The sequence below is a fragment of the Hydrogenophaga atypica genome, from assembly GCF_042665215.1.
Taxonomy (GTDB): Bacteria; Pseudomonadota; Gammaproteobacteria; order Burkholderiales; family Burkholderiaceae_C; genus Hydrogenophaga; species Hydrogenophaga defluvii_A.
In genome coordinates this window covers 83,497-104,969 of sequence record NZ_JBHTCA010000006.1, presented here as the reverse complement: position 1 = coordinate 104,969, position 21,473 = coordinate 83,497, and the positions used below count along the sequence as shown (strand labels likewise).

Here is a 21,473-nt window from a genome sequence, read left to right as displayed (position 1 = left end):
GGCCGCATCCCCCCTCAAGGGGGCAACACCAGCCGTCCGGCAGAGCCGGCCCGGCGGTGTTCACCCGGTTGACTCCCCCGCTTTCGCCCGGTATTTGCTTCTGGGGTAAGGTTCGGGGATGACGCATCAAGCACCCTCTTTCTGGCAACTTGGCTGGCGCGCGCTGTGGCGCGATCTGCGGGCGGGTGAACTGCGGCTGCTCATCGTGGCGGTGGCCTTGGCCGTGGGCGCGCTCACAGCCGTGGGGTTTTTTGCCGACCGCCTGCAAGGCGGCTTGCAGCGCGATGCGCGCCAGCTCATCGGCGGTGATGCGGTGGTGCAGAGCGACCACCCGGTGCCACCGAAGTTTCTGACCCAGGCATCTGCGCTGGGTTTGCGTGCCGTCACCACGCTGAGCTTTCCCACCATGGGCCGGGCCGACGACGCGCAAGGGGGCGCTGCGCGTCTGGTGGCACTCAAATCGGTGGAAGGCGGCTATCCCTTGCGTGGCCGGCTGCGCACCGCCGACGCGCCGGGCCAGCCCGATGTGGCCACCGCTGACATTCCCGCGCCCGGAACGGTCTGGATCGATGCGGCGCTGCTGGACGCGCTCAACCTCCAGATGGGGCAGACCCTGCTGCTGGGCGACAGCGGTTTTCGCATCGCGCGCATTCTGGTGGTCGAGCCCGACCGGGGCGCCGGTTTCATGAGTTTTGCGCCGCGTGTGATGCTCAACACCACCGACCTAGCGGCCACTGGCCTGGTGCAACCCGCCAGCCGCCTGAGCTACCGCTTGGCGGTGGCCGGCGAAGACGCCGCCGTGCGGCGCTACACGGCATGGGCCGAGGCTGAGCTGAAAAAGGCCGACGTGCGCGGCATGCGGCTGGAGTCGCTGGAAGGCGGTCGCCCCGAGATGCAGCGCACGCTGGAGCGGGCCGAAAAATTCCTCAACCTCGTGGCCCTGCTGGCCGCCTTGCTGAGTGCCGTGGCCGTGGCCATTGCCGCGCGCGGTTACGCTGCCCGCCACCTGGACGACTGCGCCATGCTGCGGGTGCTGGGCCTGTCGCAGGGCACCATGGCGCGGGCTTACACCTTCCAGTTCGTCACCGTGGGCCTGGCGGCCAGTGCCATCGGCGTGGCGTTGGGGTTTGCCGTGCACTTCGTGTTTGTGGTCTTGCTGGCCGGGCTGGTGGACGCGGCCTTGCCCGCAGCCAGCGTTTGGCCGGTGTTGTTTGGCCTCGGCATGGGCCTCACGTTGATGTTGGCGTTTGGCTTGCCGCCAGTGCTGCAACTGGCGCAAGTGCCGCCGCTGCGTGTGATCCGCCGCGACGTGGGTCAGCTCAAGCCCGCTTCGCTGGCCGTCTTGGCGCTGGGTGCGGCGGGTTTTGCCGCGCTGCTGCTGGCGGCCAGCCGCGACCTCACGCTGGGCCTCATCGCTGTGGGCGGTTTTGCGGTGGCGGTGGCCATTTTTGCCGTGGCCTCTTACGCGGCCGTGCGCCTGCTGCGCGCCAGCGTCAACGAGGCCACCGCGCCGCGCTGGCTGCGCCTGGCCACGCGCCAGCTGGCCGCCCGCCCCGCTTATGCGGTGGTGCAGGTGAGTGCGCTGTCGGTGGGCCTGTTGGCCCTGGTGCTGCTGGTGCTGCTGCGCACCGACCTCATCAGCAGCTGGCAAAAGGCCACGCCGCCCGATGCGCCCAACCGCTTTGTCATCAACATCCAGCCCGAGCAAGCCCAGCCCTTCCAGGCCAGCCTGCGCCAAGGTGGCGTGAACCAGTTCGACTGGTACCCCATGATCCGGGGCCGGCTGGTGGCCATCAACGGCAAGGACGTGGTGCCCGAAGACTTCACGACAGACCGCGCCCAGCGCCTGGTGGACCGCGAGTTCAACCTGTCGCACAGCGCAGAACGCCCCACGCACAACGAGATCGTGGCCGGACGCTGGACACCCGACGAAGCCGGCGGTGCCAGCGTGGAAGAAGGGTTGGCCGAGGAACTGGGCCTCAAGCTGGGCGATCGCATCACCTTCGACATGGCCGGCCAGCGCATCGAGTCGCGCATCACCAGCCTGCGCAAGGTCGATTGGGGTTCGCTGCGCGTCAACTTCTTTGTACTGTACCCGGTGGCACAAATGAGCGACGTGCCGCTGACCTACATCAGCGCCTTCCGCGCGCCCGACACACCAGGCTTCGACAACGCGCTGGTGCGCGCCTACCCCAACATCACCAACGTGGACATGAGCAGCACCATCGCCCAGGTGCAGCGGGTGTTGGGTCAGGTCATACGCGCGGTGGAGTTTTTGTTTGGCTTCACCCTGGCCGCTGGCTTGGTGGTGCTGTTCGCCGCCGTGACCGCCACCCGCAGCGAACGCGAGCGCGAATTCGCCGTGATGCGCGCCGTGGGCGCCCCCTCCAAGCTGCTGCGGCAGGTGCAACGCGCCGAACTGGTCGGTGTGGGTCTGTTGGCGGGTTTCCTGGCCTCGGTGGTGGCCGTTGTCGTCGGCTGGGCGCTGGCGCGCTACGTGTTTGAATTCGCCTGGACCGCCTCGCCCTGGGTGCCGCTGGGCGGCGCCGTGGCGGGTGCGTTGCTGGCGTTGGCCGCCGGCTGGTGGGGCCTGCGCAGCGTGCTGCGCACCCCGGTGGTGGAGACCCTGCGCAAGGCGCCAACTTGATGAACACCGAGAACCCTTCTTCCAACGCGGCAGCCGCGACCACACCGTTCGAGTGGGTGGGCGGCGAGACGCGTGTGCGTGCCCTGGTGGACCGCTTCTACGACCTCATGGACCTGGAGACCGCTTACCGCGAGCTGCGCGCCGTGCACGGCACCACGCTGGACGATGCGCGCGACAAGCTGTTCTGGTTTCTGTGCGGCTGGTTGGGTGGCCCCAACCACTACATCGAGCGCTTCGGCCACCCCCGCCTGCGCATGCGCCACATGCCGTTTGCCATCGGCATCCGGGAGCGCGACCAATGGCTGGCGTGTATGGATCAGGCGATGGGTGAAACCGGGGTGCCCGTCGATTTGCGCGAGCGGCTGAAAACCAGCTTTTTCCAAACCGCCGACTGGATGCGCAACACGCCCTGAGGTGGCAGCGGCGCTCAGTCCGGGATCGCCGGCTCCACCAGTTGCGCCAACTGTGCCAGCGATTCCTGCCAGCCCAGGTAACACATCGCCACCGGGATGGCATCGGGAATGCCGGCCTGCACGATGTTCAGCTCGGTGTTGACCCTGTCGCCGGATTTCGCAACACCTTGGGTCGACATTGTGACGATCCACGCAGCCGATTTGCGTATTTGACTCTGGCATGCTAATTAGCCAAGTTCCGAATACATGTTTCACGCCTGCATAGACGTAGCGCGACTTGAAGCCCCGGTAGTTGGCGGTAGTTGGCGGGAGTTGCGAGTGTGTTGCTGGGGAACCAGAAGTTGTGGCCAGCGTTGGATTCGTTGTTGACGTTTGCAAGTGCCGTTGAGAAAAATGTCCGTTTGGATAGGAAAAAGTCGAGCCAGGTGCACAACTTGAAGTTTGCTTAGCGACTGCGCCGACACGCACCTGCACTTGATGGCGGTTTGGCAGCAGATGAGTGAATGGATGGATCCCGGCGCTCAGTCAAACCGGATGGTGTCCCGTTGCAGCACGTTGTTGCAGTGAGGGCACATCCATTGACCTCGGAGGGATTGACCACATGGGCGGTGTATGACCGTCAACGACGAAGCACTGTGCCGTTGCCAGTGGTCGCCCCAGTGGATGAGTTCGATCGTTATTGGGTAGGTGGCAATCGCCGCGCGCGTCAGGTGGTACTCCAGTCGCGAGCCTGCGTAAGAGATGCCGCGCAGCATGCCCATGGACTGCAACTCTTCCAGTCGATCAGTCAGCGAGGCGGGCCAGATGCCGGTCGCAACCGACAGGGCAGAAAACGTTTTGTGCCCTTGAAGCGCCGCTGCAACGATCATGGCGTTCCAGCGGTCACCAAACAGGCGCAACAAAGTGGGCAGGCTGCCGCGATCGTCGCTGTGTGACTTTCGATACCGCCGGCGGGCCGGCAGCAGCGCGGCTGGTGCCGTGTGTTCATCTTCTTCTGTTGCCGGCGCTGCGAAGGTGTCGAACGGCGTGACAGGAGCTTGGCAGTGCGCGCAGGCGTAGATAGGATCGATCGGTTTTCCGCATTCCAGATGGATCAATCGGATGCGTGGACGGTCATGCGATGGCGCCGACGTGTCTGTGCCGGTACCCCAGTGCTGTTCCCATTGCCACATCGCCAGAAGTACGCTCCATAGCGCCAGGCCCGTTTCCGTCAGCCGGTACTCGGGATGGGCGCTTGGCGCCACGATTTTTTCTAGCAGGCCGTCGCGACACATGCGCTCCAGGCGGTCACTCAGTACAGCGCGCGAGACACCGAGCGCATGCATGTGATCACTGAAGCGACGTGCGCCACGAAAACTGGTTCGCAGGATGCGCAAGACCCAGGCGTCCCCAAGGACCTCAATCGCTCGCGATGCACCGGACACGCGCAGAGCCGGGACGAATGCTTCAGGCATGGCGTCTCACTATCACAAAAAAATAGGTCTGTATATAATAGTTTCCAGCATGGGTGCTATGGGTGATTGAGTGCAAAATTGGTCTGTGTAAAGTAGTTTGTCAAAAATTTACAGACAAGGAAGCTGCATGGCGAATGCATTGATTATCGAGGCGCTGCGTACACCACGCGGTGCGGCCAAAAGCAGTGGGGCACTGCATTCGCTCACGCCCGTAGAGCTGCTGGCTGGACACCTCCGCACGCTGCGTGAACAGGTGGCGGTGGATCCCATGTTGGTGTCCGATGCCGTCTTTGGCTGTGTCACCCAGGTCGGTGAACAAGGCGGCAACATCGGCAAAGTCGCGTCTTTGTTGGGGGGCTGGAGTCCATACACATCGGCTGTCACCATCAACCGCTACTGTGCCTCTGGCCTGAGCGCGGTGCATTGGGCCGCTCAACAGGCGATGACGATGGACACATTGTCGATAGGCGGTGGTGTAGAGATGATGTCTCGGGTGCCCATGCAAGGGGACAACGCGCCGCACTACACGGACGCCGAATTGTCCGAGGCCGTGGGTTTCGTTCCACCGCCCTGGACGTCGGACCTGGTGGCCACTCGCCACGGATTCACTCGCGAGCAGTGTGACGACTATGCCGCCTTGTCACAGGCTCGCGCCTGTGCAGCACGCGAAGAGGTACCCATGCCTTCCATGCGACCTGTGTCCGACTCGAATGGTCGTTTGCTCCTGGCGCATGACGAGAATCCACGTGCCGGCAGCACCAAAGAAAGGCTCGCTGAGCTCAAGGCCATCTTCAGTCGAGGCGCTGAAGCACTTGACGCCTGGGGCCTCGCCAACGAGCCTGGGCTGACCCATATCGAGCATGTGCATACCGCAGGCAACGCGCCTTGTATGGCGGACGGTGCTGCCGCTGTGTTGCTGGCGTCGCCAGCGGCGGCGGAGCGTGCGGGCTTGCGCCCACGGGCGCGGTTTGTTGCCATGGCCGATGCCTGCGTGCCTCTGGCGCAAACAGGTGCGGTCGACGCGACGCAGCGCGCCTTGGCACAAGCGGGATTGACGGTGGGTGACATTGACCTCTGGGAGGTGCGTGATTCGTTTGCTGCCATCACGCTGCACTACTTGCAAGCGCTGCAAATTCCCATTGATCGGTTCAATGTCAATGGCAGCTCGATTGCGTTGGGCCATCCACTGGGGGCGACGGGCGCCATGTTGATCAGCTGTCTGCTGGACGAAATGGACCGTCGTCAACTGCGTCTGGGCGTCGTGGCCATCACCGGCGCCACCGGGGTTGCAACTGCCAGTGTCATTGAACGACTCACCCATTGAACCGTCTCCAGGAGCAGAAACATGATTGAAATTCACTCGAAATACAAACTGAGCTGCCTGCCCTCAGATAACCCGTACCTGTCGGATGGCCACCAGCCGGTTGAGGTGGAATGGACAGCGGAAACCACCTCGTTGGAGGTGATTGGCGACATCCCCAAAGACCTCAACGGCGTGTACCTGCGCAACGGCCACAACCAGATCCACGCGCCCCTGGGCAAGTACCACCCCTTCGACGGCGACGGCATGATCCACGGCATGCACTTTGCCCACGGCAAGGCAACCTACCGCAACCGCTTCATCCGCACCACCGGCTTTCTGGCGGAACAGGCGGCGGGCGAATCGCTGTGGCCAGGCATCATCGAGCCGCGCCGCGCGGTGCGCCGGGGCTGGGGCTCCATCGGCGCCATGAAGGACAACGCCGGCACCGACGTGAAGGTGCACGCCGGGCGCGCAGTGGCCGCCATGAGCCAGTGCAGCGAGCCCTACCGGCTGGACCCCGTGACCCTGGACACACTGGGCCCCGACCCCAGCTGGGCGCGGGCGCTGGGCGACCGCGGCATCTGTTCCCACTTCCAGGTGGACGAACACAGCCAGGAGATGATGTTCTTCAACTTCGCCGAGCGCGCACCCTACTTCAACTACGGTGTGGTCAACGCCCGCAACGAGCTGGTGCACTACGAGCCCATCGAACTGCCCCACGCCACCTGGCCACACGACCTGGGCATGAGCCAGCACTACTGCGTGATCCATGACCTCTCCATGTTCTTTGATCAGGAAGGTCTGAAAAAAGGTCAGCACCGATTGAAGTTCCACCGCGATGTGCCTGCGCGTTTTGGTGTCATCCCGCGATTTGGCAGCAGCCGCGACGTGAAGTGGTTCGAGGGTCAGCCCTGTTACATCCTGCACCTGGCCAACACATACGAAGTGGGCGACGAACTGGTCATGGACGGCGCCATCCAGACCAACCCCGTGCCGGACCTCAGCGGCCTGCCCAAGGACGGCTACGCGCGCATGAACGCCTTGCTGTCCATGGACCTGCAGGAAACCCGTATGCACCGCTGGCGCTTCAACCTCAAGACCGGGCAGACCACCGAGGAAGATCTGGACGACGAGGTGACCGAGTTCTCCATGATCAGCGGCCGCTACAAGGGCCGCCCCAACCGCTACGTCTACAACGCCCTGATGCAGCCAAACTGGACTCTGGTCGGCCTCAAGAAATACGACTGGCTGACCGGCAACACGCAGCGTTGGCAGGCGCCCGAAGGCTGCTTTGTCAGCGAGACCCCGTTTGCCCCGCGCGACGGATCGACCGAAGAGGACGACGGCTACCTGGTCACTTTCCTGACCAACCTCAACACCCGTAAAGGCGAGTGCGCCATTTTTGATGCCCGCGACATCACCCGGGGCCCCATCTGCCGCATCGTGCTGCCCGGCCACATCCCCATGGGCGCCCACGCGGGCTGGACGCCCGCCGCCGCACTGAAGGAGCCAACATGACCACCTCCAACAACATCCCGCTGCCCGACCATTCGGTCACCCACCCCCACGGCCGCGCCAGTGGCACCACGGTCTTTGTGCTGCACGGTGCCTTCGGGGCCAAGGAGTACTGGCGCGCCCAGATCGACTGCCTGGTGCGGCACGGCCACCGCGTGGTGGCCTGGGACGCGCCCGGTTACGGCCTCTCACCCCTGCCCGCGGACTTCGGCATCGACCGCTGCGCCCAAAGCCTGGCCGCGCTGCTGCGCCACCAGAGCGGCGAGCGCAACGTGGTCATGGGCCACAGCATGGGCGGCATGATTGCCCAGCGCGCCTGGGCCCATGCGCCCGAGCTCATCCACGGCTACGTGCTGTCGGCCACCAGTGCCGCCTTCGGGCAGGCCGACGGCGACTGGCAGCGTGAGTTTGTGCGCCAGCGGGTGGCACCTCTGGACGCTGGCCGCTCCATCCCCGACTACGCCCCCGAGATGCTGCGCAGCATGATGGCGCCGGGCGCGGGCGGGCCCGTGGTGGACCTGCTGATCGCCACCGTCAGCCTCATGTGTGAGGACACGTTCCGTGCGGCCGTAGGCGCCATCGCCGGCTACGAAGGCCGCCAACTGCTCGCCGGCATGAACGTCCCCGCACTGTGTGTGGCGGGCGAGCTCGACCGCACCGCGCCCGCCGTGGTGATGCAGAAGATGGCCGCCAAGATGCCGCAGGCCCGCTTTCTTGAACTCAAAGGCCTGGGCCACTTTGGCTGGGCAGAAGATCCCGATCGTTTCAACGCCGCTCTGCTCGACTTCCTGTCCAGCAGCGGTTTTGGTCTCCCACCCCAAGCCCCAGGAGCTGCCGCATGAACCACCATCCCCTGAACCGACGCCACCTGCTGCAAATGGCTGCTGCCGGCGGCACCGCCGCGCTGTGGCCCCAAGCCCAGGCTCAGAGCGTCTGGCCGTCCAGAGCCATCACACTGATTGCACCCAACGCGCCGGGTGGCCCGGCCGACACCCTGGCGCGGGTGGTCACCACTTCCCTGTCACAGCAGCTGGGCACCTCTGTGGTGGTCGACAACAAGCCGGGCGCGGCCGGCAAGATTGGCATCCAGGCCATGCTGCGGGCGCCGCGCGACGGCCACGTGGTGGCTGTCACCTCGGTCACCGCCATGTCGGCACTGCCGGTGTTCGACCCGCAGGTGGGCTACCGCTCACCCGAGGACTTCGAGCCCCTGGTGCTGGCGGTCCGCACGCCCGCCGTCTGGTGTGTGCACCCCAGCCTGGGCGTAAAGAACCTGGCGCAACTCGTGGCGCTGGCCAAGTCCAAGCCCGGCGTGCTCAACTACGCCAGCTTTGGCACCAACAGCTCCTCGCACCTGGCGCAAGAGGACTTCTTCCGCCGCGTCGACATCCGCCTCACCCATGTGCCTTACAAGGGCGAAAGCGAGGGCATGACCGCGCTGCTGTCCAACCAGGTCCAGGTCATGATGATCTCGGGTGCGGCCAAGCCCCATGTGGAGGCTGGCAAACTGACCGCCCTGGCCACCACCTCGGCCGACACCTGGGAGGTGTTCCCCAAGCTGGTCACGGCCAGCCGCAGCGGTGTGCTGCAACTCGCCCATTACAGCTACGAGCCCTGGCTGGGCTTCTCCGCCGCAGCGGGCACGCCCGCCGAGACCGTGACGCGGCTGCAGAATGCCCTGCGCGACGCCTTGCGCACGCCCGAGGCACAGGCCACGCTGGGCAAGCTGGGTTACCGCGTGGTGGCCGGCAGTGCGCAGGACATGCGCAACGCCATCGAGCAGGACATGACGCTGTACCGGGTGCTGCTGCGTTCGGGTCGGGTCAGCGTGTCCTGAGGAGGCAGCGATGACCGCCGTGCTCGAAGGTGTGCGCGTCCTGGACCTGACACGGGTGATTGCCGGACCCTGGTGCACCCAGATCCTGGCGGATCTGGGTGCCGACGTGATCAAGATCGAAAAACCCGATGGCGGTGACGACACCCGCCGCGTGGGCCCCTTTGTGGGCGACCCCCAGCGCGGCGACTCCGCCTTTTTTCTGGGCGCCAACCGCGGCAAACGGTCGGTCACCGTGGACATCAGCCAGCCCGAAGGCCAGGCGCTGCTGCACGAGCTCCTGGGCCAGTGCGACGTGCTGGTCGAGAACTTCAAGGTTGGCGACCTGCGCCGCTACGGCCTGGACCACGCCAGCCTGTGCCAGCGCCACCCTGGGCTGATCTACTGCAGCGTCACTGGCTTTGGCCAGGACGGGCCCTACGCCACCCGCCCCGCCTACGACTCGGTGCTCCAGGCCATGTGTGGCCTCATGAGCACCTGTGGCCACCCCGACGATGCGCCGGGCGGTGGCCCGGTGCGTGCCGGCGCGCCCATCGCCGACATCTTCAGCGGCCTGTACGCCGCCATTGCGGTGTTGGCCGCCCTGATGCACAAACGCAGCACCGGCCAGGGCCAGTTCATCGACCTGGCCATGGTCGACGCGACCACGGCCGTCATGGGCCACCTGGCCCTGGGCTACCTGATGACGGGCGAGGTGCCCCAGCGCCAGGGCAACAACAATCCCATCACCGCGCCGTCCGAGGTGTTTCGCGCCAGCGATGGCTACTTCTCCATGTCGGCCGGCAACAACGGCCAATTCGCGGCCCTGCTCGAGGTCTTGGGCTTGTCCGCCACCCTCGCGCACGACCCGCGGTTTGTCAGCAACATCGAGCGCATAAAACACCGCCAGGCGCTGCACGCGCTGCTGGAAGCGGTGACGCTGACCCGGCCGGTGGCCGAGTGGATCGAACGCCTCTCAGCGCGCACCGTGCCCTGTGCGGCGATCAACGACATGCGGCAGGTGTTCGCCGACCCGCAGGTGCGCCACCGTGACCTGCGGCTGGACGTGCCCCACGGCAGCGGCCAGACCGTGCCCACGCTGCGCAGCCCCTTGCGCATGTCGGCCACGACCATACGCCACGGCACTCCGCCCATGCTCGGTGAGCACACCGATGCCGTGTTGGGGGAGCTGCTGGGGCTGTCGGCTGAGCGCCTGCAGGCCTTGCGCGAAAGTCATGTGACAACCGCCTCTCTCGTCGCGAATGGACGCTGAGGCTGGCATGCATGCGGTGCAAGTGATCGGTCGGGTGGAGGTGGTCGATCGCAGCGTGCAGGACGGCGCCGAGCTGGTCAGTACGCTGGCCAAAGGCCTGGACGTGTTGGCTGTGCTGGCCGGTGGCGAACTGCTGGGAAACCTGCAGATTGCACAGCGTGTGGGACTGAGCAAGGCAACCGCGTCCCGGTTGTGCACGACCATGGCAGCGCTGGGCTATTTGCGACTGGACGAAAGAACACGCAAATATGCGATGGGCGCGCGGCTGCTGGCCATGGGAGCGACCGTTCAGCACCGATGTGGGTTGCTGCGGTTGGCCAAGCCCCTCATGATTTCGCTCGCACGTGACACCGGCATGGTGGTCGGCATGGGCGCCCGTGAGCGTCTCGGCATGGTCTGTCTGGATGTGGCGAATGACGAAGGTGTCAGCGTCGGTACATCCAGCGTCGGATCGGTGTTGCCCATGGCAGATACGGCGATGGGGCTCGCGTATTTGGCCCACGCTGGCGTGGCCGAACGCATTTCCGTGCTGCGGCAGCTGCAGGTTGCCTACGGTCGGGACTGGAAAGCGGTGCGTGAACGCATCGAAGAAGCCATGACGCAGTACCGCCGCCAAGGCTATGTGATTCGACACCGATCGTGCGAAGCGGGCGTCACAGCTGTCGCAGCGGCGATCGAACTGCCGGGTCACCTGGGCGTGGTGGCGTTCACCTGCGCCACCGAAGCCAACAGTCCGGAAGTGACAGCGCGCCTACAGCGGGCAGGGGCTGGGCTGCTCGACATGGCAGCCGCCCTGCTACGCGGTGCTGTACCCGGACGTTGACGGGAAGGCTCAGACGCCAGGCACTGCCGGTTCAACACCCAGCCGTACGACTGGAGCGGTTCGCAAGGCCACTGTCACCGTTTTTTCCTCGGTATAGAAATGGCGCATGCCGTCGATGCCCTCGCGACCGACGCCCGATTGTTTGTAGCCGCCAAATGGAAAGCGGGTGTCCAATGTCATGTTCGTGTTGGTGAGCACCACGCCCGCTTCCAGGCGCTGTGCAGCGAGCAGCGACTGGGCCAGATCCTGCGTCCACACATAGGCCACCAGGCCAAAGTCTGATTCATTGGCAGTGTGGATGGCCTCTTCAAAATCATCGAACACCTCGACGGTTGCGACTGGTCCGAAGACTTCGCGTTGGCAAATCGACAGACGGTTGTGGGGCGTCAGCAGCGCGGTCGGTGCCAGGTAGTAGCCGCGCTGAAGGTGTGCCGGACGATCGCCTCCAGTCAACAGCTGTGCGCCATCGGCCACCGCCTGCCGCACGTGCTCCAGCACACGTGCGTGGTGTGCGGCGTTGGCCAATGGGCCAATGTCGGTGTGATCGTCCAGGGGATCGCCTACGCGGATGCGGCGGGCGCGTTGCACAAAGGCATCCATGAAATTTTGGGCGATGCGTCGATCCAGCAGGATGCGTGAACCCGCAAAACACTGCTGGCCGTTGTTGCTGAAAATGCCGGCCAAGGCACCGTCCAGGGCAGCGTCCAGGTTGGCACTGGCGGTCACGATGTTGGCGGATTTCCCACCGAGCTCCAGGTCGACGCGCTTGAGGCCGGGCCCAGCGGCGGTGGCGATGGCCCGTCCCGTCTCGGTGCCTCCGGTGAACGACACCACACGCACATCGGGATGGCGCACGAGTGCGTCACCCGTGGTGTGTCCGCGACCGTGTACGAGGTTGGCGACGCCCGGCGGAAGCCCGGCCTCTTGCAGCAGATCCATGAATCGGGACACCGCCAGTGGCGTGGTTTCAGCGGTCTTGATCACACAGCAGTTGCCGAAGGCGAGTGCTGCCGCGATCTTGGTGGAGGCCAGCGCCAGCGGTGCATTCCAGGGCGAGATCAACGCGGCGACACCTGCCGGTTCCCGCACCACATAACGCAGGTAGGCACCGTCCTGGATGCCCGCCTTCTCGACGTTCTGAGACATCCAGTCTGCAAAAAACTCGAAGTTGCGCGCAACGCGTGGCATCTGGCCATTGCGCACGTACCACAGCGGCAAACCGGTGTTGAGCGACTCCAGCCAGGCCAGTTCATGCAGGTGCTGCAGGGTGAGTTCGGCAATGCGCCGAAACAGCTTTTGGCGTTGTGCCACCGGCATGTGCCGCCATTCGCCGAGCGCGTGGGCGCGGCGGGCGGCGGCCACCGCTTGTGCCACCTGCGCTGCATCGGATTCTGCGACCTCGGCAATCTGGGTCTCGGTGGCGGGATTGACCACGGGCAGCATCGTGCCGACCGGTGGCTGCCATTGGCCGTCGATGAAGCTGCCGAAATGGGTGGGAAATTCGTAGGTTGTGCTCATGCCATGTGGCTCCCGCCGTTGACGTGGATGGTCTGACCATGGAGGTAGCTGGCGGCCGGGCTGAGCAGGAACAGCAGCGGCGCGGCAATGTCATCGGGTTGACCCAACCGTTTCAGGGGGACGGTCTCCTTGAAGCGGGCCACATCCAGGCCCGTCGTTTTGTGGGGTCTGCCGGTGCCGCCTTGCAAGAAGGGCGTCTCGATGGCGCCTGGCGCCAGACCGTTCACACGCACGCTGGGGGCCCACTCGGTGGCCAGCGCGCGCACCAGGTTGATGACGCCGGCTTTGGATGTGGCGTAGGGCGCGTAGCCGCTCAGCGGAACGGCCACACCAAAGGTCGACGAGACGAGCACCACGGCCGGTCCGTGGCCCAGGGCGGCAGAAGCCTGAAGCAGCGGCGCCGCCGCACGTGCGACCAGGAACATGCCTCGCAGGTCGGTGTTGACAATGTCGTCCCATTCCTGGGTGGGCATGTCGGCCACTGCGATGCGCTCCCCGGTGTACCCAACAAGGTTGACCAGGCCGTCGATGTGACCCCAACTGAGGCCAATCTGCGCGAAGGCACGCTGCACGTCTGTCTCTTTCGACACGTCGCAGGCCAGTGTATTGACGCTTTCCAGCGGATGGGACTTGTCGATGGCGCTTTGGGTGTCCAGCGCCGTCACACGGATGCCCACCGCCTCAGCGGCACGAACGAGGGCTCGCCCGATGCCACCAAGCGCGCCCAGCACCACCAGGTGGTATCCCGGTGGCGGCACGAAAGCGGGGAACTGCGTTGGGCTCATTGGGTGGCTCCCACTTCGGTCTGGGCTTTGTCCCAGAAGGAAATGTCGGCCGCCATTTGAGCCTTCAGCGCCTGGGGTGACATGTCCAACCAGGCCTGGTTCGGTTGCGCCCTCAACGTCCGCAGTGTGTCCTCATCCTGCAGCAACTTGCGCGAGACCTCTTGCAGTCGTTTCAGCACTGTGGCCGGTGTGCGGGCTGACGCAAACACCACCACACCATCGGTCCAATCGACGTCCAGGAAGCCCAGTTCCCGCATTGTGGGCAGTTGGGGTATGAACTCGATGCGCTGTGCACTGAAAACGCCCAGTAACTTGATTTTTCCGGTCTTTTCGTTTTCGCGTGCAGCCGCCATCGACAGCACGCCCATTTGAATCTGGCCTCCCAGGAGGTCGGCTAACATGGGCGCTTCGCCGCGGTACGACACCGCGACGGCGTCACGTGCCTTCAGTTGCTTGGCAACGCGGTGTTGCCCAATGTGTGTGGTCGTCATCGGACCGTAGGTGCCATACGACAGGCGTTGCGTTTGTGCAAATTGTTCCAGTTGCTTGAGGCTGGTGATCTGACTCTCTGCCGAGGCAGCCAGTACCAGCGGAGCAAGGGTCATGGGCAACACGGGCACGAAGTCCTCCAGCGCGTTGTAGCTGGTCTTGATCGCCGGATTGCGGTTGGTGAACACCGAATAGGGGGTAATCAACAGTGTGTGGCCATCCGCCGGAGCCTTCGCCACAAACTCTGCGCCAATGGTTCCAGCCGCTCCGCCTTTGTTGTCCACCACGACGGGCGTGGAGAGCAGCTCGGCGAGTTTTCTGGCGTACACGCGACCCAGCAAATCAGCGTTGCCGCCCGCGGGGAAGTTCACGACCAACTTGATGGGACCAGCCGGGAAACGATCATTTTGTGCATGCGCCAACGGTATTGAACAAATCATGGCCCATAGGGCCGAGGCGCACACTAGAGAGCGGCGATAGAACATGGGTCATTCCTTAACGTAGTTGATGGGAAAGCGGATTCTTGCCAGGCACCCACAGTCACACGACCGTTCTGTGGGGCGCGTTTCGTTTCATGGAACGACCAGGGGAAATTCCTGTGTTGTGCCTACCGACGCACTTTTTTTCCAACAACCAGTGCGGATCAAAATCGGTCTCGGTCGCTGAGGGGCAAGTTGGCGTTTGCGCCCGACACCGCCCACCGCGGAGCGCTAGGTTTGCACCCACCCGAGTCAGTTTGTGGCTAGCTACCTGTCGCGGTTTGGCGAACAGCCCACAACAACGCGTCAGCGGCCACGGCACTGAGTGGCCCCTGCGGCGATCAAGCGTTCCCGGGACGGTGAGCAGGCCGTTGAAATTCCACGGCGTAAACACTGTTTGCCGAGCCGACTGGCGCTGATAATTTTGGGTATCGAGGTACAGCAAGGAGTGGCCGATGCGCACAGAAAACGGTCTGCACGAAGTTTTGTTCACTGTCGCCAAACTCGAAGACTTCGTGCCAGTCGATCACCCGTTGCGCGCCTCCGACTGGTGGTCAATGAAGCGCTGAGTCGCCTTATTGAATACGGCATCATGGAACTTGAATCAACCGGCATAGCGAACCGGAGCATGCTCGAAGTATTTGCGAATCCGCTCAGGATGGCGTTGCACGCTGCGCATATGGCACGCCGTGACCTTGACCAGTTGTAGCTTCGTGCGCGCCTGCGCAGCGTGCTGCGCACCCCGGTGGTGGAGACCCTGCGCAAGGCGCCAACGTGATGAACACCGAGAACCCTTCTTCCAACGTGGCAGCCGCGACCACACCGTTCGAGTGGGTGGGCGGCGAGACGCGTGTGCGTGCCCTGGTGGACCGCTTCTACGACCTCATGGACCTGGAGACCGCTTACCGCGAGCTGCGCGCCGTGCACGGCACCACGCTGGACGATGCGCGCGACAAGCTGTTCTGGTTTCTGTGCGGCTGGTTGGGTGGCCCCAACCACTACATCGAGCGTTTCGGCCACCCCCGCCTGCGCATGCGCCACATGCCGTTTGCCATCGGCATCCGGGAGCGCGACCAATGGCTGGCGTGTATGGATCAGGCGATGGGTGAAACCGGGGTGCCCGTCGATTTGCGCGAGCGGCTGAAAAACAGCTTTTTCCAAACCGCCGACTGGATGCGCAACACGCCCTGAGGTGGCAGCGGCGCTCAGTCCGGGATCGCCGGCTCCACCAGTTGTGCCAACTGTGCCAGCGACTCCTGCCAGCCCAGGTAACACATCTCCACCGGGATGGCCTCCGGGATGCCGGACTGCACGATGCTCAGCTCGGTGCCACACAACACCGGCCTCAGCGTGACCGTCACCTCCAATGTGCCCGGCAGGTGGGGGTCGTCAAAACGGTCGGTGTAGCGCAGCTTCTCGTTTGGCACCAATTCCAGGTACTCACCGCCAAACGAATGCCCGTGGCCGGTGCTGAAGTTGCGAAACGACATGCGGTGTGTGCCGCCCACCCGCGCGTCCAGTTGGTGCACCTGGCAGGTGAAGCCGAAGGGCGGCAGCCACTTGGCCACGGCATCGGCTTCCAGGAAGGCGCGGTACACGCGCTCGGGTGGGGCGCGCAAAACACGGTGCAGTTGAACGGTGCCAGTGGTCATGGTGAACGCCTTGGGTGGTGAAGATATGTCTCTACGACGGATCAGGGCCGGTGGAATCGACAGGGGGCGGCGCCGCCTGGCTGAATCGGTGCCACACGTTGTGTGCCGCCCACACCGGCAACACCAGCACCAGCAACCATCCCAGCCCCAAGACCACTGCCTCCAGCCAGCCCGGCAAGAGGCCCGCGTGGGGGCCTGCAACCACGAGCACCAGCGCCCCGCAAGCCATCGTCACGAACACGAGCGTTGCCAGGTAGGCGACCAACGTCAGCGCCCAACGCGCCGCCGTGCCCTTCAGACCCTTGGCGGGGCGAACGCGCATGGTCTCACGCAAGGAACAGCGGGATGCGCTCCGGCGGCGGCAGGCCCAGCGCCGGGGACACCCTTCCGCGCAGGTCGAACAGCGAACCAGGCATGGCAGGACTCCGTTGAGGGGGTGATGTTCACCATGGTACGCCCGCGCCTTCCGCGCTCAAAGTCACCTGCGCGGCCATGCCACCAGCGGTGGCGATGGGCTCATTCCAGGGGGACCACCGTTGGAGCACCCAGCCATGCCCGCAGGGGTGTGTCCCTTGGGACGTACAGCGGATGGCGCGGTTGCCCCGCCAGCGTGATTCCGAAGCAACAAGGCTGAATGAGTTTCCCAAGGAGTGCGGCAGATCGGTCAGAGCGAGCGCCGTGGTTGCCCCAGGCCACGATGGTGCAGGACGCCAGCGTTGACAACAGTTCCATTGCCTCACTGTTCAGATCATCTGCTGGTTCCGGCCTTTTCAGCAAATCCCTGGCCGAACGGGTGCGCAACGAAAACACATTGCCGAACATCAAACCGCCATAGCCCAGCTCGTGTGACCACCGTTTGCAGCGCTCGAAGGTGTTGCGCCGTCGGCCTTCAGTCTCGCCCGTGCCGGGGTTGAGCATTACCCACAGCAGCCGCGGTTGGTCAGTCGCCCAGGTCAGGGCATATGCGTAGCGGCGGCTTTGGTCGTGCGAGTAGACAAAAACGTGTTCTCCATCCTTGTCGTCTCGCACGACAGGCTCGGGCAATTGGTGGGCCTCAGCGAAGGCACGGAACGACACGACGATGGGCGGCGGCATGGTGACTCGATCACACGCGGGGCCGTCCCGGTCGCAACAACACCACCAACGCTCCCGCCCCGCCATCCACCGGCCGCGCCTGCACAAAGGCCATCACCTCGTTTTTCTGTATCAGCCAGCTGTGCACCCGGCCTTTGAGCACCGGCATGCGGCCGGGCGACCCCAGGCCTTTGCCATGCACCACGCGCACGCAGCGCAGGCCGGCTTTGTGGGCTTCGCGGATGAACTGGCCCAGGGCTTCGCGGGCGTCTTCGCGGCGCAGGCCGTGCAGGTCGATCTGGCGTTGGATGCTCCAGGTGCCGGCGCGCAGGCGGCGCACCACGTCCACACCCATGCCGGGGCGGCGAAAGCTGAGGTGTTCGTCGGTGTGCAGCAGGGTTTCGGCGTCGAACTCGTCGGACAGGGCCTCCTGCATCACGGCCTGCTCGTCACGTTCGCGCTGCAGGGGCAAAGGCAGGGCGGGTTGGGGGCGCAGGTGTTTGTGGCCGCTGCTGCGCAGGGGTTTGACCGGGCCCACCGCGTTGGCAAACAGGTTTTTGCGCGCCAGGCGCTCGCGCTCGGCCGCCAGCCGGGCGGCTTCCTGCGAGGCCCGGGCCTGGCGTTGTGCCAACAGCTGTTTTTGCAGTTGTTTGAGTTCGGACAGCCCGTGCACTTTCATGCAGGGTATTGTCGGTGCGGCGCTGCGCCCGCGTCAGACCAGGCCCATTTCGGCCATGGAGCGCCAACCGCTGGTGCACACCACCATGTGGTCGAGCACGCGCACGTCCACCAGCGCCAGGGCGCTTTTGAGGGTTTGTGTGAGCATTTCGTCGGCCTTGGACGGTTCTGCCACGCCGCTGGGGTGGTTGTGGGCCAGCACCACGGCAGCGGCGTGGTGGTGCAGGGCGCGCAACACCACCTCGCGCGGGTACACGCTGGTCTGGCTCAAGGTGCCCCGAAACATTTCTTCCAGCACGATGAGGCGGTGCTGGCTGTCCAGGAACAGCACCGCAAACACCTCGTGTGGCTTGGCGCCTAGTTGCAATTGCAGGTAGTGGCCCACGGCTTGGGGCGAATCGAACACCGGCTGCTGGCGCAGTTGCTCGCTCAAGGCGCGGCGCGCGAGTTCGAGCACGGCCACCAGTTCGGCGCGTTTGGCCGGGCCCAGGCCTTTGATGCTTTTGAGCGCGTCGGCCGGTGTGTGCAGCAGGCCGGCCACGCCGCCGAAGCGGTCCACCAGTTCTTGCGCCAGCAGCAGAACGTTTTTGCCGGGCAGGCCGGTGCGCAGCAGCAGGGCCAGCAGCTCGGCGTCGCTCAAGGCGCTGGGGCCACGCGCCAGCAGTTTTTCGCGCGGGCGTGCCTCTTGTGGCAGCGCGTGCAGCGTGGCTTGGCCTGGTGTCATGGACCTCTCCCTCCCGTTTTTTACAATACGAGTTTATTCAGCGGCCGCCGGCCGCGACCGCGTTCATCGCCCCCACCATGCCCCAAGTCGATTCCGCCTCGTTTCTCACCCTCCACTATCGGCTGTCGGGGCCGGACGGGCGTGCCTTCATCACCACCTTTGACGGCCCGCCGGCCACGCTGAGCCTGGGCATGGGCGAGCTGTCGCCGGCCATCGAACAACGCCTGCTGGGCCTGGAAGAAGGCACCCACACCACCTTCGACTTGCCCGCTGGCGAGGCCTTTGGCGAGCGCCAGCCCGAGATGGTGCAGTGGGTGGCGCGCAAGCTGCTCAACGAACTGGGTGACCCGTTGGAGAAGTACGCCGTGGGCGACGTGGTGCAGTTCCCCACCCCCGATGGCCTGGGCCAGTACGCCGGCACGGCGGTGGAGGTGCGCGAAGACGGCGCGGTGCGTTTCGACTTCAACCACCCGCTGGCCGGGCAGCCGGTGTCGTTTGAAGTGCAATTGATCGGGGTGCTGTGATGGAGATCACCCTCGCCGAGCCACGCGGTTTTTGCGCCGGTGTGGACCGCGCCATTGAAATTGTGGAGCGCGCGCTGGAAAAATTCGGCGCGCCCATCTATGTGCGCCACGAGATCGTGCACAACACCCACGTGGTCAACGACCTCAAGGCCCGTGGCGCCATCTTCATTGAAGAACTGAGCGACGTGCCACCCGGCGCCACGCTGATCTTCAGCGCCCACGGTGTGAGCAAGGCGGTGCAGAACGAAGCCGCCGCGCGCGGCTTCCAGGTGTTTGACGCCACCTGCCCGCTGGTGACCAAGGTGCACGTGGAGGTGGCCAAGCTCGCCAAAGAGGGCTATGAGTTCATCATGGTCGGCCACAAGGGCCACCCCGAGGTGGAGGGCACCATGGGCCAGCTCGACCAAGGCATTCATCTGGTGGAAGACGTGGCGGACGTGGCCCGCGTGGCGCCGCGCCAGACCCAGAAGCTGGCCGTGGTGACGCAGACCACGCTGAGCGTGGACGATGCCGCCGAGATCACCGCCGCCGTGCGCGCGCGTTTCCCGCAGGTGCGTGAGCCCAAGCAACAGGACATCTGCTACGCCACCCAGAACCGGCAGGACGCGGTGAAACTGCTCAGCGCCCAGGTGGACACCGTGGTGGTGGTGGGCAGCCCCACCAGCAGCAACACCAACCGCCTGCGCGAACTGGCCGACCGCCTGGGCGTGCCGGCCTACATGGTGGAAGACGCGACCGAGCTGGAGGCCGAATGGTTTGCAGGCGCTGCGCGCGTGGGCCTGACCGCCGGCGCCTCCGCGCCTGAGAGCCTGGTGCAGGGCGTGGTGACGCGGCTGCGTGAATTGGGCGCGATCTCTGTTCGCACATTGGCTGGCGCCGAAGAAACCATGAAATTCCCCCTGCCCAAGGGCCTGAAGATCGATTCGTGAAAAGACATTGACATGCTAGACATCACCCTGCTTCGCAAAGACCTCGACCACGTGGTCGCCCGCCTGCTGACCCGCAAGAACCCCCAGGCCTTTCTGGACGTGGACGCCTTCCGCGCGCTGGAGGGCGAGCGCAAGACGCTGCAGACCCGCACCGAAGAGTTGCAGAGCCAGCGCAACAGCCTGTCCAAGCAGATTGGAATTTTGAGTGGGCAAATCGCGCGATTTGTCGCAACTGAAGATTTTGAGCAGGCGGACTTCAACAAAGCGCAGGTCGAGCACAACAAAAATAAGGTCGCTGAAATTAAGGACGAGCTGGACCGCTCGGCCGCGCGGCTAGAAGTCATCCAGGCCGAGCTGCACACCCTGTTGCTGGCCGTGCCCAACTTGCCGCACGAGAGCGTGCCGGTGGGCAGCGACGAAAGTGGCAACGTGGAACTGCGCCGCTGGGGCACACCACGCACCTTCGACTTTCCGGTGAAGGACCACGTGGACCTGGGCGAGCGACTGGGCCTGGACTTTGAAACCGGCACCAAGCTGGCCGGCTCGCGCTTCACCTTCATGCGCGGCCCCATCGCCCGCCTGCACCGCGCGCTGGCCGCCTTCATGCTCGACATCCAGACCCGCGAGCACGGCTACACCGAGTGCTACACGCCCTACGTGGTCAACGCCGACACCTTGCGCGGCACCGGCCAGCTGCCCAAGTTCGAGGGCGACCTGTTTGCCGTCAAGAAGGGTGGTCAGGATGGCGAACCCGTGCCCGACACCCAGGCGCTCTACCTCATTCCCACCTCGGAAGTGACGCTGACCAACGTGGTGCGCGACGAGATCGTGGCCGAAGCCGAGCTGCCCATCAAGCTCACCGCGCACACGCCGTGTTTCCGCTCCGAGGCCGGCAGCGCCGGGCGCGACACGCGCGGCATGATCCGCCAGCACCAGTTCGACAAGGTCGAGATGGTGCAGATCGTGCATCCTGAAAAGAGCTACGAGGCGCTGGAAGAAATGACCGGCCACGCCGAGGCCGTGTTGCAGCGCCTGGGCTTGCCCTACCGCGTGTTGGCCCTGTGCACCGGCGACATGGGTTTTGGCGCCACCCGCACACACGACCTGGAGGTGTGGGTGCCGGCACAGAACGCCTACCGCGAGATCAGCTCGGTGAGCAACTGCGAAGCCTTCCAGGCGCGCCGCCTGCAAGCCCGCTTCAAGAACGCACAAGGCAAGAACGAATTGGTCCACACCTTGAATGGCTCCGGCCTGGCCGTGGGCCGCACCTTGGTGGCTGTGTTGGAGAACTACCAACGCGCCGATGGCCGCATCGACGTGCCAGCGGCGCTGCAGCCCTACTTGGGTGGCGCGGACGTCCTTTGAGCACCCTTTAAAATC

21 protein-coding genes and 3 pseudogenes are annotated in these 21,473 nt (G+C 64.8%); 13 read left to right on the top strand and 11 right to left on the bottom strand.

Features of this window, described 5'->3' with window-relative positions; all coding sequences use genetic code 11:
- The first annotated feature begins 118 nt into the window (after positions 1 to 118).
- Positions 119 to 2,647 carry an ABC transporter permease gene (locus ACFQPB_RS11020; RefSeq protein WP_382223029.1) on the top strand — a complete coding sequence of 843 codons (2,529 nt, stop codon included), beginning with the start codon at positions 119 to 121 and terminating at the stop codon, positions 2,645 to 2,647.
- Positions 2,647 to 3,060 (top strand): group II truncated hemoglobin, encoded by a 414-nt coding sequence (locus ACFQPB_RS11015; protein WP_382223026.1) that lies wholly within the window; start codon positions 2,647 to 2,649, stop codon positions 3,058 to 3,060. The genes ACFQPB_RS11020 and ACFQPB_RS11015 overlap by 1 nt, the downstream gene beginning before the upstream one ends.
- 14 nt (positions 3,061 to 3,074) lie before the next feature.
- Here ACFQPB_RS11015 and ACFQPB_RS11010 read toward each other — a convergent pair.
- Positions 3,075 to 3,197: pseudogene (locus ACFQPB_RS11010) on the bottom strand (polyketide cyclase); the annotation flags it as partial.
- 384 nt (positions 3,198 to 3,581) lie between these two features.
- Positions 3,582 to 4,514 (bottom strand): winged helix-turn-helix transcriptional regulator, encoded by a 933-nt coding sequence (locus ACFQPB_RS11005; protein ID WP_382223024.1) that lies wholly within the window; start codon positions 4,512 to 4,514, stop codon positions 3,582 to 3,584.
- Between the two features lie 97 nt (positions 4,515 to 4,611).
- On the opposite strand from ACFQPB_RS11005, the gene ACFQPB_RS11000 reads away from it, so the two are divergent.
- From ACFQPB_RS11000 to ACFQPB_RS10975, 6 genes are read left to right on the top strand one after another with little or no spacing between them, the layout of a single operon-like run.
- Positions 4,612 to 5,838: an acetyl-CoA C-acyltransferase gene (locus ACFQPB_RS11000; protein ID WP_382223021.1), complete on the top strand. Its 1,227-nt coding sequence runs from the start codon at positions 4,612 to 4,614 to the stop codon at positions 5,836 to 5,838.
- A 21-nt stretch (positions 5,839 to 5,859) separates the two neighbouring features.
- A complete protein-coding gene (locus ACFQPB_RS10995) occupies positions 5,860 to 7,335 on the top strand; it encodes a carotenoid oxygenase family protein (RefSeq protein WP_382223018.1) in 1,476 nt (491 codons plus the stop codon).
- The gene (locus ACFQPB_RS10990) at positions 7,332 to 8,174 is read left to right on the top strand and encodes an alpha/beta fold hydrolase (RefSeq protein WP_382223015.1); all 843 of its coding nucleotides are present in this window, start codon (positions 7,332 to 7,334) and stop codon (positions 8,172 to 8,174) included. The genes ACFQPB_RS10995 and ACFQPB_RS10990 overlap by 4 nt, the downstream gene beginning before the upstream one ends.
- Positions 8,171 to 9,169, top strand: coding sequence for a Bug family tripartite tricarboxylate transporter substrate binding protein (locus ACFQPB_RS10985; RefSeq protein ID WP_382203324.1), 999 nt, complete (start codon positions 8,171 to 8,173; stop codon positions 9,167 to 9,169). Before ACFQPB_RS10990 ends, ACFQPB_RS10985 begins: the two co-directional genes overlap by 4 nt.
- 10 nt (positions 9,170 to 9,179) lie before the next feature.
- On the top strand, positions 9,180 to 10,418 hold the full coding sequence (locus ACFQPB_RS10980) for a CaiB/BaiF CoA transferase family protein (protein WP_382223012.1): 1,239 nt from the start codon (positions 9,180 to 9,182) through the stop codon (positions 10,416 to 10,418).
- Positions 10,408 to 11,241, top strand: a complete 834-nt coding sequence (locus tag ACFQPB_RS10975; protein ID WP_382223009.1) for an IclR family transcriptional regulator — start codon at positions 10,408 to 10,410, stop codon at positions 11,239 to 11,241. Before ACFQPB_RS10980 ends, ACFQPB_RS10975 begins: the two co-directional genes overlap by 11 nt.
- A 9-nt stretch (positions 11,242 to 11,250) precedes the next feature.
- Here ACFQPB_RS10975 and ACFQPB_RS10970 read toward each other — a convergent pair whose 3' ends face one another.
- From ACFQPB_RS10970 to ACFQPB_RS10960, 3 genes are read right to left on the bottom strand one after another with little or no spacing between them, the layout of a single operon-like run.
- Positions 11,251 to 12,759 carry an aldehyde dehydrogenase family protein gene (locus ACFQPB_RS10970; RefSeq protein ID WP_382223007.1) on the bottom strand — a complete coding sequence of 503 codons (1,509 nt, stop codon included), beginning with the start codon at positions 12,757 to 12,759 and terminating at the stop codon, positions 11,251 to 11,253.
- Positions 12,756 to 13,544 carry an SDR family NAD(P)-dependent oxidoreductase gene (locus tag ACFQPB_RS10965; protein WP_382223004.1) on the bottom strand — a complete coding sequence of 263 codons (789 nt, stop codon included), beginning with the start codon at positions 13,542 to 13,544 and terminating at the stop codon, positions 12,756 to 12,758. The genes ACFQPB_RS10970 and ACFQPB_RS10965 overlap by 4 nt, the downstream gene beginning before the upstream one ends.
- A complete protein-coding gene (locus tag ACFQPB_RS10960; RefSeq protein ID WP_382203335.1) occupies positions 13,541 to 14,518 on the bottom strand; it encodes a Bug family tripartite tricarboxylate transporter substrate binding protein in 978 nt (325 codons plus the stop codon). Before ACFQPB_RS10960 ends, ACFQPB_RS10965 begins: the two co-directional genes overlap by 4 nt.
- A 449-nt stretch (positions 14,519 to 14,967) precedes the next feature.
- Between ACFQPB_RS10960 and ACFQPB_RS10955 the strand changes: the two are divergent.
- Positions 14,968 to 15,089 (top strand): annotated as a pseudogene (locus tag ACFQPB_RS10955) (IS5/IS1182 family transposase); the annotation flags it as partial.
- Positions 15,090 to 15,116: 27 nt separating this feature from the next.
- Here ACFQPB_RS10955 and ACFQPB_RS10950 read toward each other — a convergent pair.
- Positions 15,117 to 15,239: pseudogene (locus ACFQPB_RS10950) on the bottom strand (IS630 family transposase); the annotation flags it as partial.
- 50 nt (positions 15,240 to 15,289) lie between these two features.
- On the opposite strand from ACFQPB_RS10950, the gene ACFQPB_RS10945 reads away from it, so the two are divergent.
- Positions 15,290 to 15,703, top strand: a complete 414-nt coding sequence (locus tag ACFQPB_RS10945) for a group II truncated hemoglobin (RefSeq protein ID WP_382223001.1) — start codon at positions 15,290 to 15,292, stop codon at positions 15,701 to 15,703.
- A 14-nt stretch (positions 15,704 to 15,717) separates the two neighbouring features.
- Here ACFQPB_RS10945 and ACFQPB_RS10940 read toward each other — a convergent pair whose 3' ends face one another.
- The 5 genes from ACFQPB_RS10940 to radC all read right to left on the bottom strand — a co-directional run bounded on the left by ACFQPB_RS10940 (position 15,718) and on the right by radC (position 18,640).
- Positions 15,718 to 16,164, bottom strand: coding sequence for an SRPBCC family protein (locus ACFQPB_RS10940; RefSeq protein ID WP_382222999.1), 447 nt, complete (start codon positions 16,162 to 16,164; stop codon positions 15,718 to 15,720).
- A gap of 31 nt (positions 16,165 to 16,195) precedes the next feature.
- Entirely contained in the window at positions 16,196 to 16,486 is a 291-nt protein-coding gene (locus ACFQPB_RS10935; RefSeq protein ID WP_382222996.1) for a hypothetical protein, read from the bottom strand.
- A 194-nt stretch (positions 16,487 to 16,680) separates the two neighbouring features.
- Positions 16,681 to 17,259 (bottom strand): DUF1643 domain-containing protein, encoded by a 579-nt coding sequence (locus tag ACFQPB_RS10930; protein ID WP_382222993.1) that lies wholly within the window; start codon positions 17,257 to 17,259, stop codon positions 16,681 to 16,683.
- Positions 17,260 to 17,269: 10 nt separating this feature from the next.
- Complete coding sequence (locus ACFQPB_RS10925) at positions 17,270 to 17,917, bottom strand: Smr/MutS family protein (RefSeq protein WP_382222991.1); 648 nt, start codon at positions 17,915 to 17,917, stop codon at positions 17,270 to 17,272.
- Between the two features lie 33 nt (positions 17,918 to 17,950).
- On the bottom strand, positions 17,951 to 18,640 hold the full coding sequence (radC, locus tag ACFQPB_RS10920) for a RadC family protein (protein WP_382222988.1): 690 nt from the start codon (positions 18,638 to 18,640) through the stop codon (positions 17,951 to 17,953).
- A 77-nt stretch (positions 18,641 to 18,717) separates the two neighbouring features.
- Between radC and ACFQPB_RS10915 the strand changes: the two genes are divergently transcribed.
- Genes ACFQPB_RS10915 through serS form a run of 3 tightly spaced genes read left to right on the top strand, consistent with a single transcriptional unit; the run spans position 18,718 to position 21,458 of the window.
- Positions 18,718 to 19,164, top strand: coding sequence for an FKBP-type peptidyl-prolyl cis-trans isomerase (locus ACFQPB_RS10915; RefSeq protein WP_382222985.1), 447 nt, complete (start codon positions 18,718 to 18,720; stop codon positions 19,162 to 19,164).
- The gene (gene ispH / locus ACFQPB_RS10910; RefSeq protein WP_382222982.1) at positions 19,164 to 20,093 is read left to right on the top strand and encodes a 4-hydroxy-3-methylbut-2-enyl diphosphate reductase; all 930 of its coding nucleotides are present in this window, start codon (positions 19,164 to 19,166) and stop codon (positions 20,091 to 20,093) included. The genes ACFQPB_RS10915 and ispH overlap by 1 nt, the downstream gene beginning before the upstream one ends.
- Before the next feature lie 12 nt (positions 20,094 to 20,105).
- A complete protein-coding gene (gene serS / locus ACFQPB_RS10905; protein WP_382222979.1) occupies positions 20,106 to 21,458 on the top strand; it encodes a serine--tRNA ligase in 1,353 nt (450 codons plus the stop codon).
- Positions 21,459 to 21,473 lie beyond the last annotated feature (15 nt).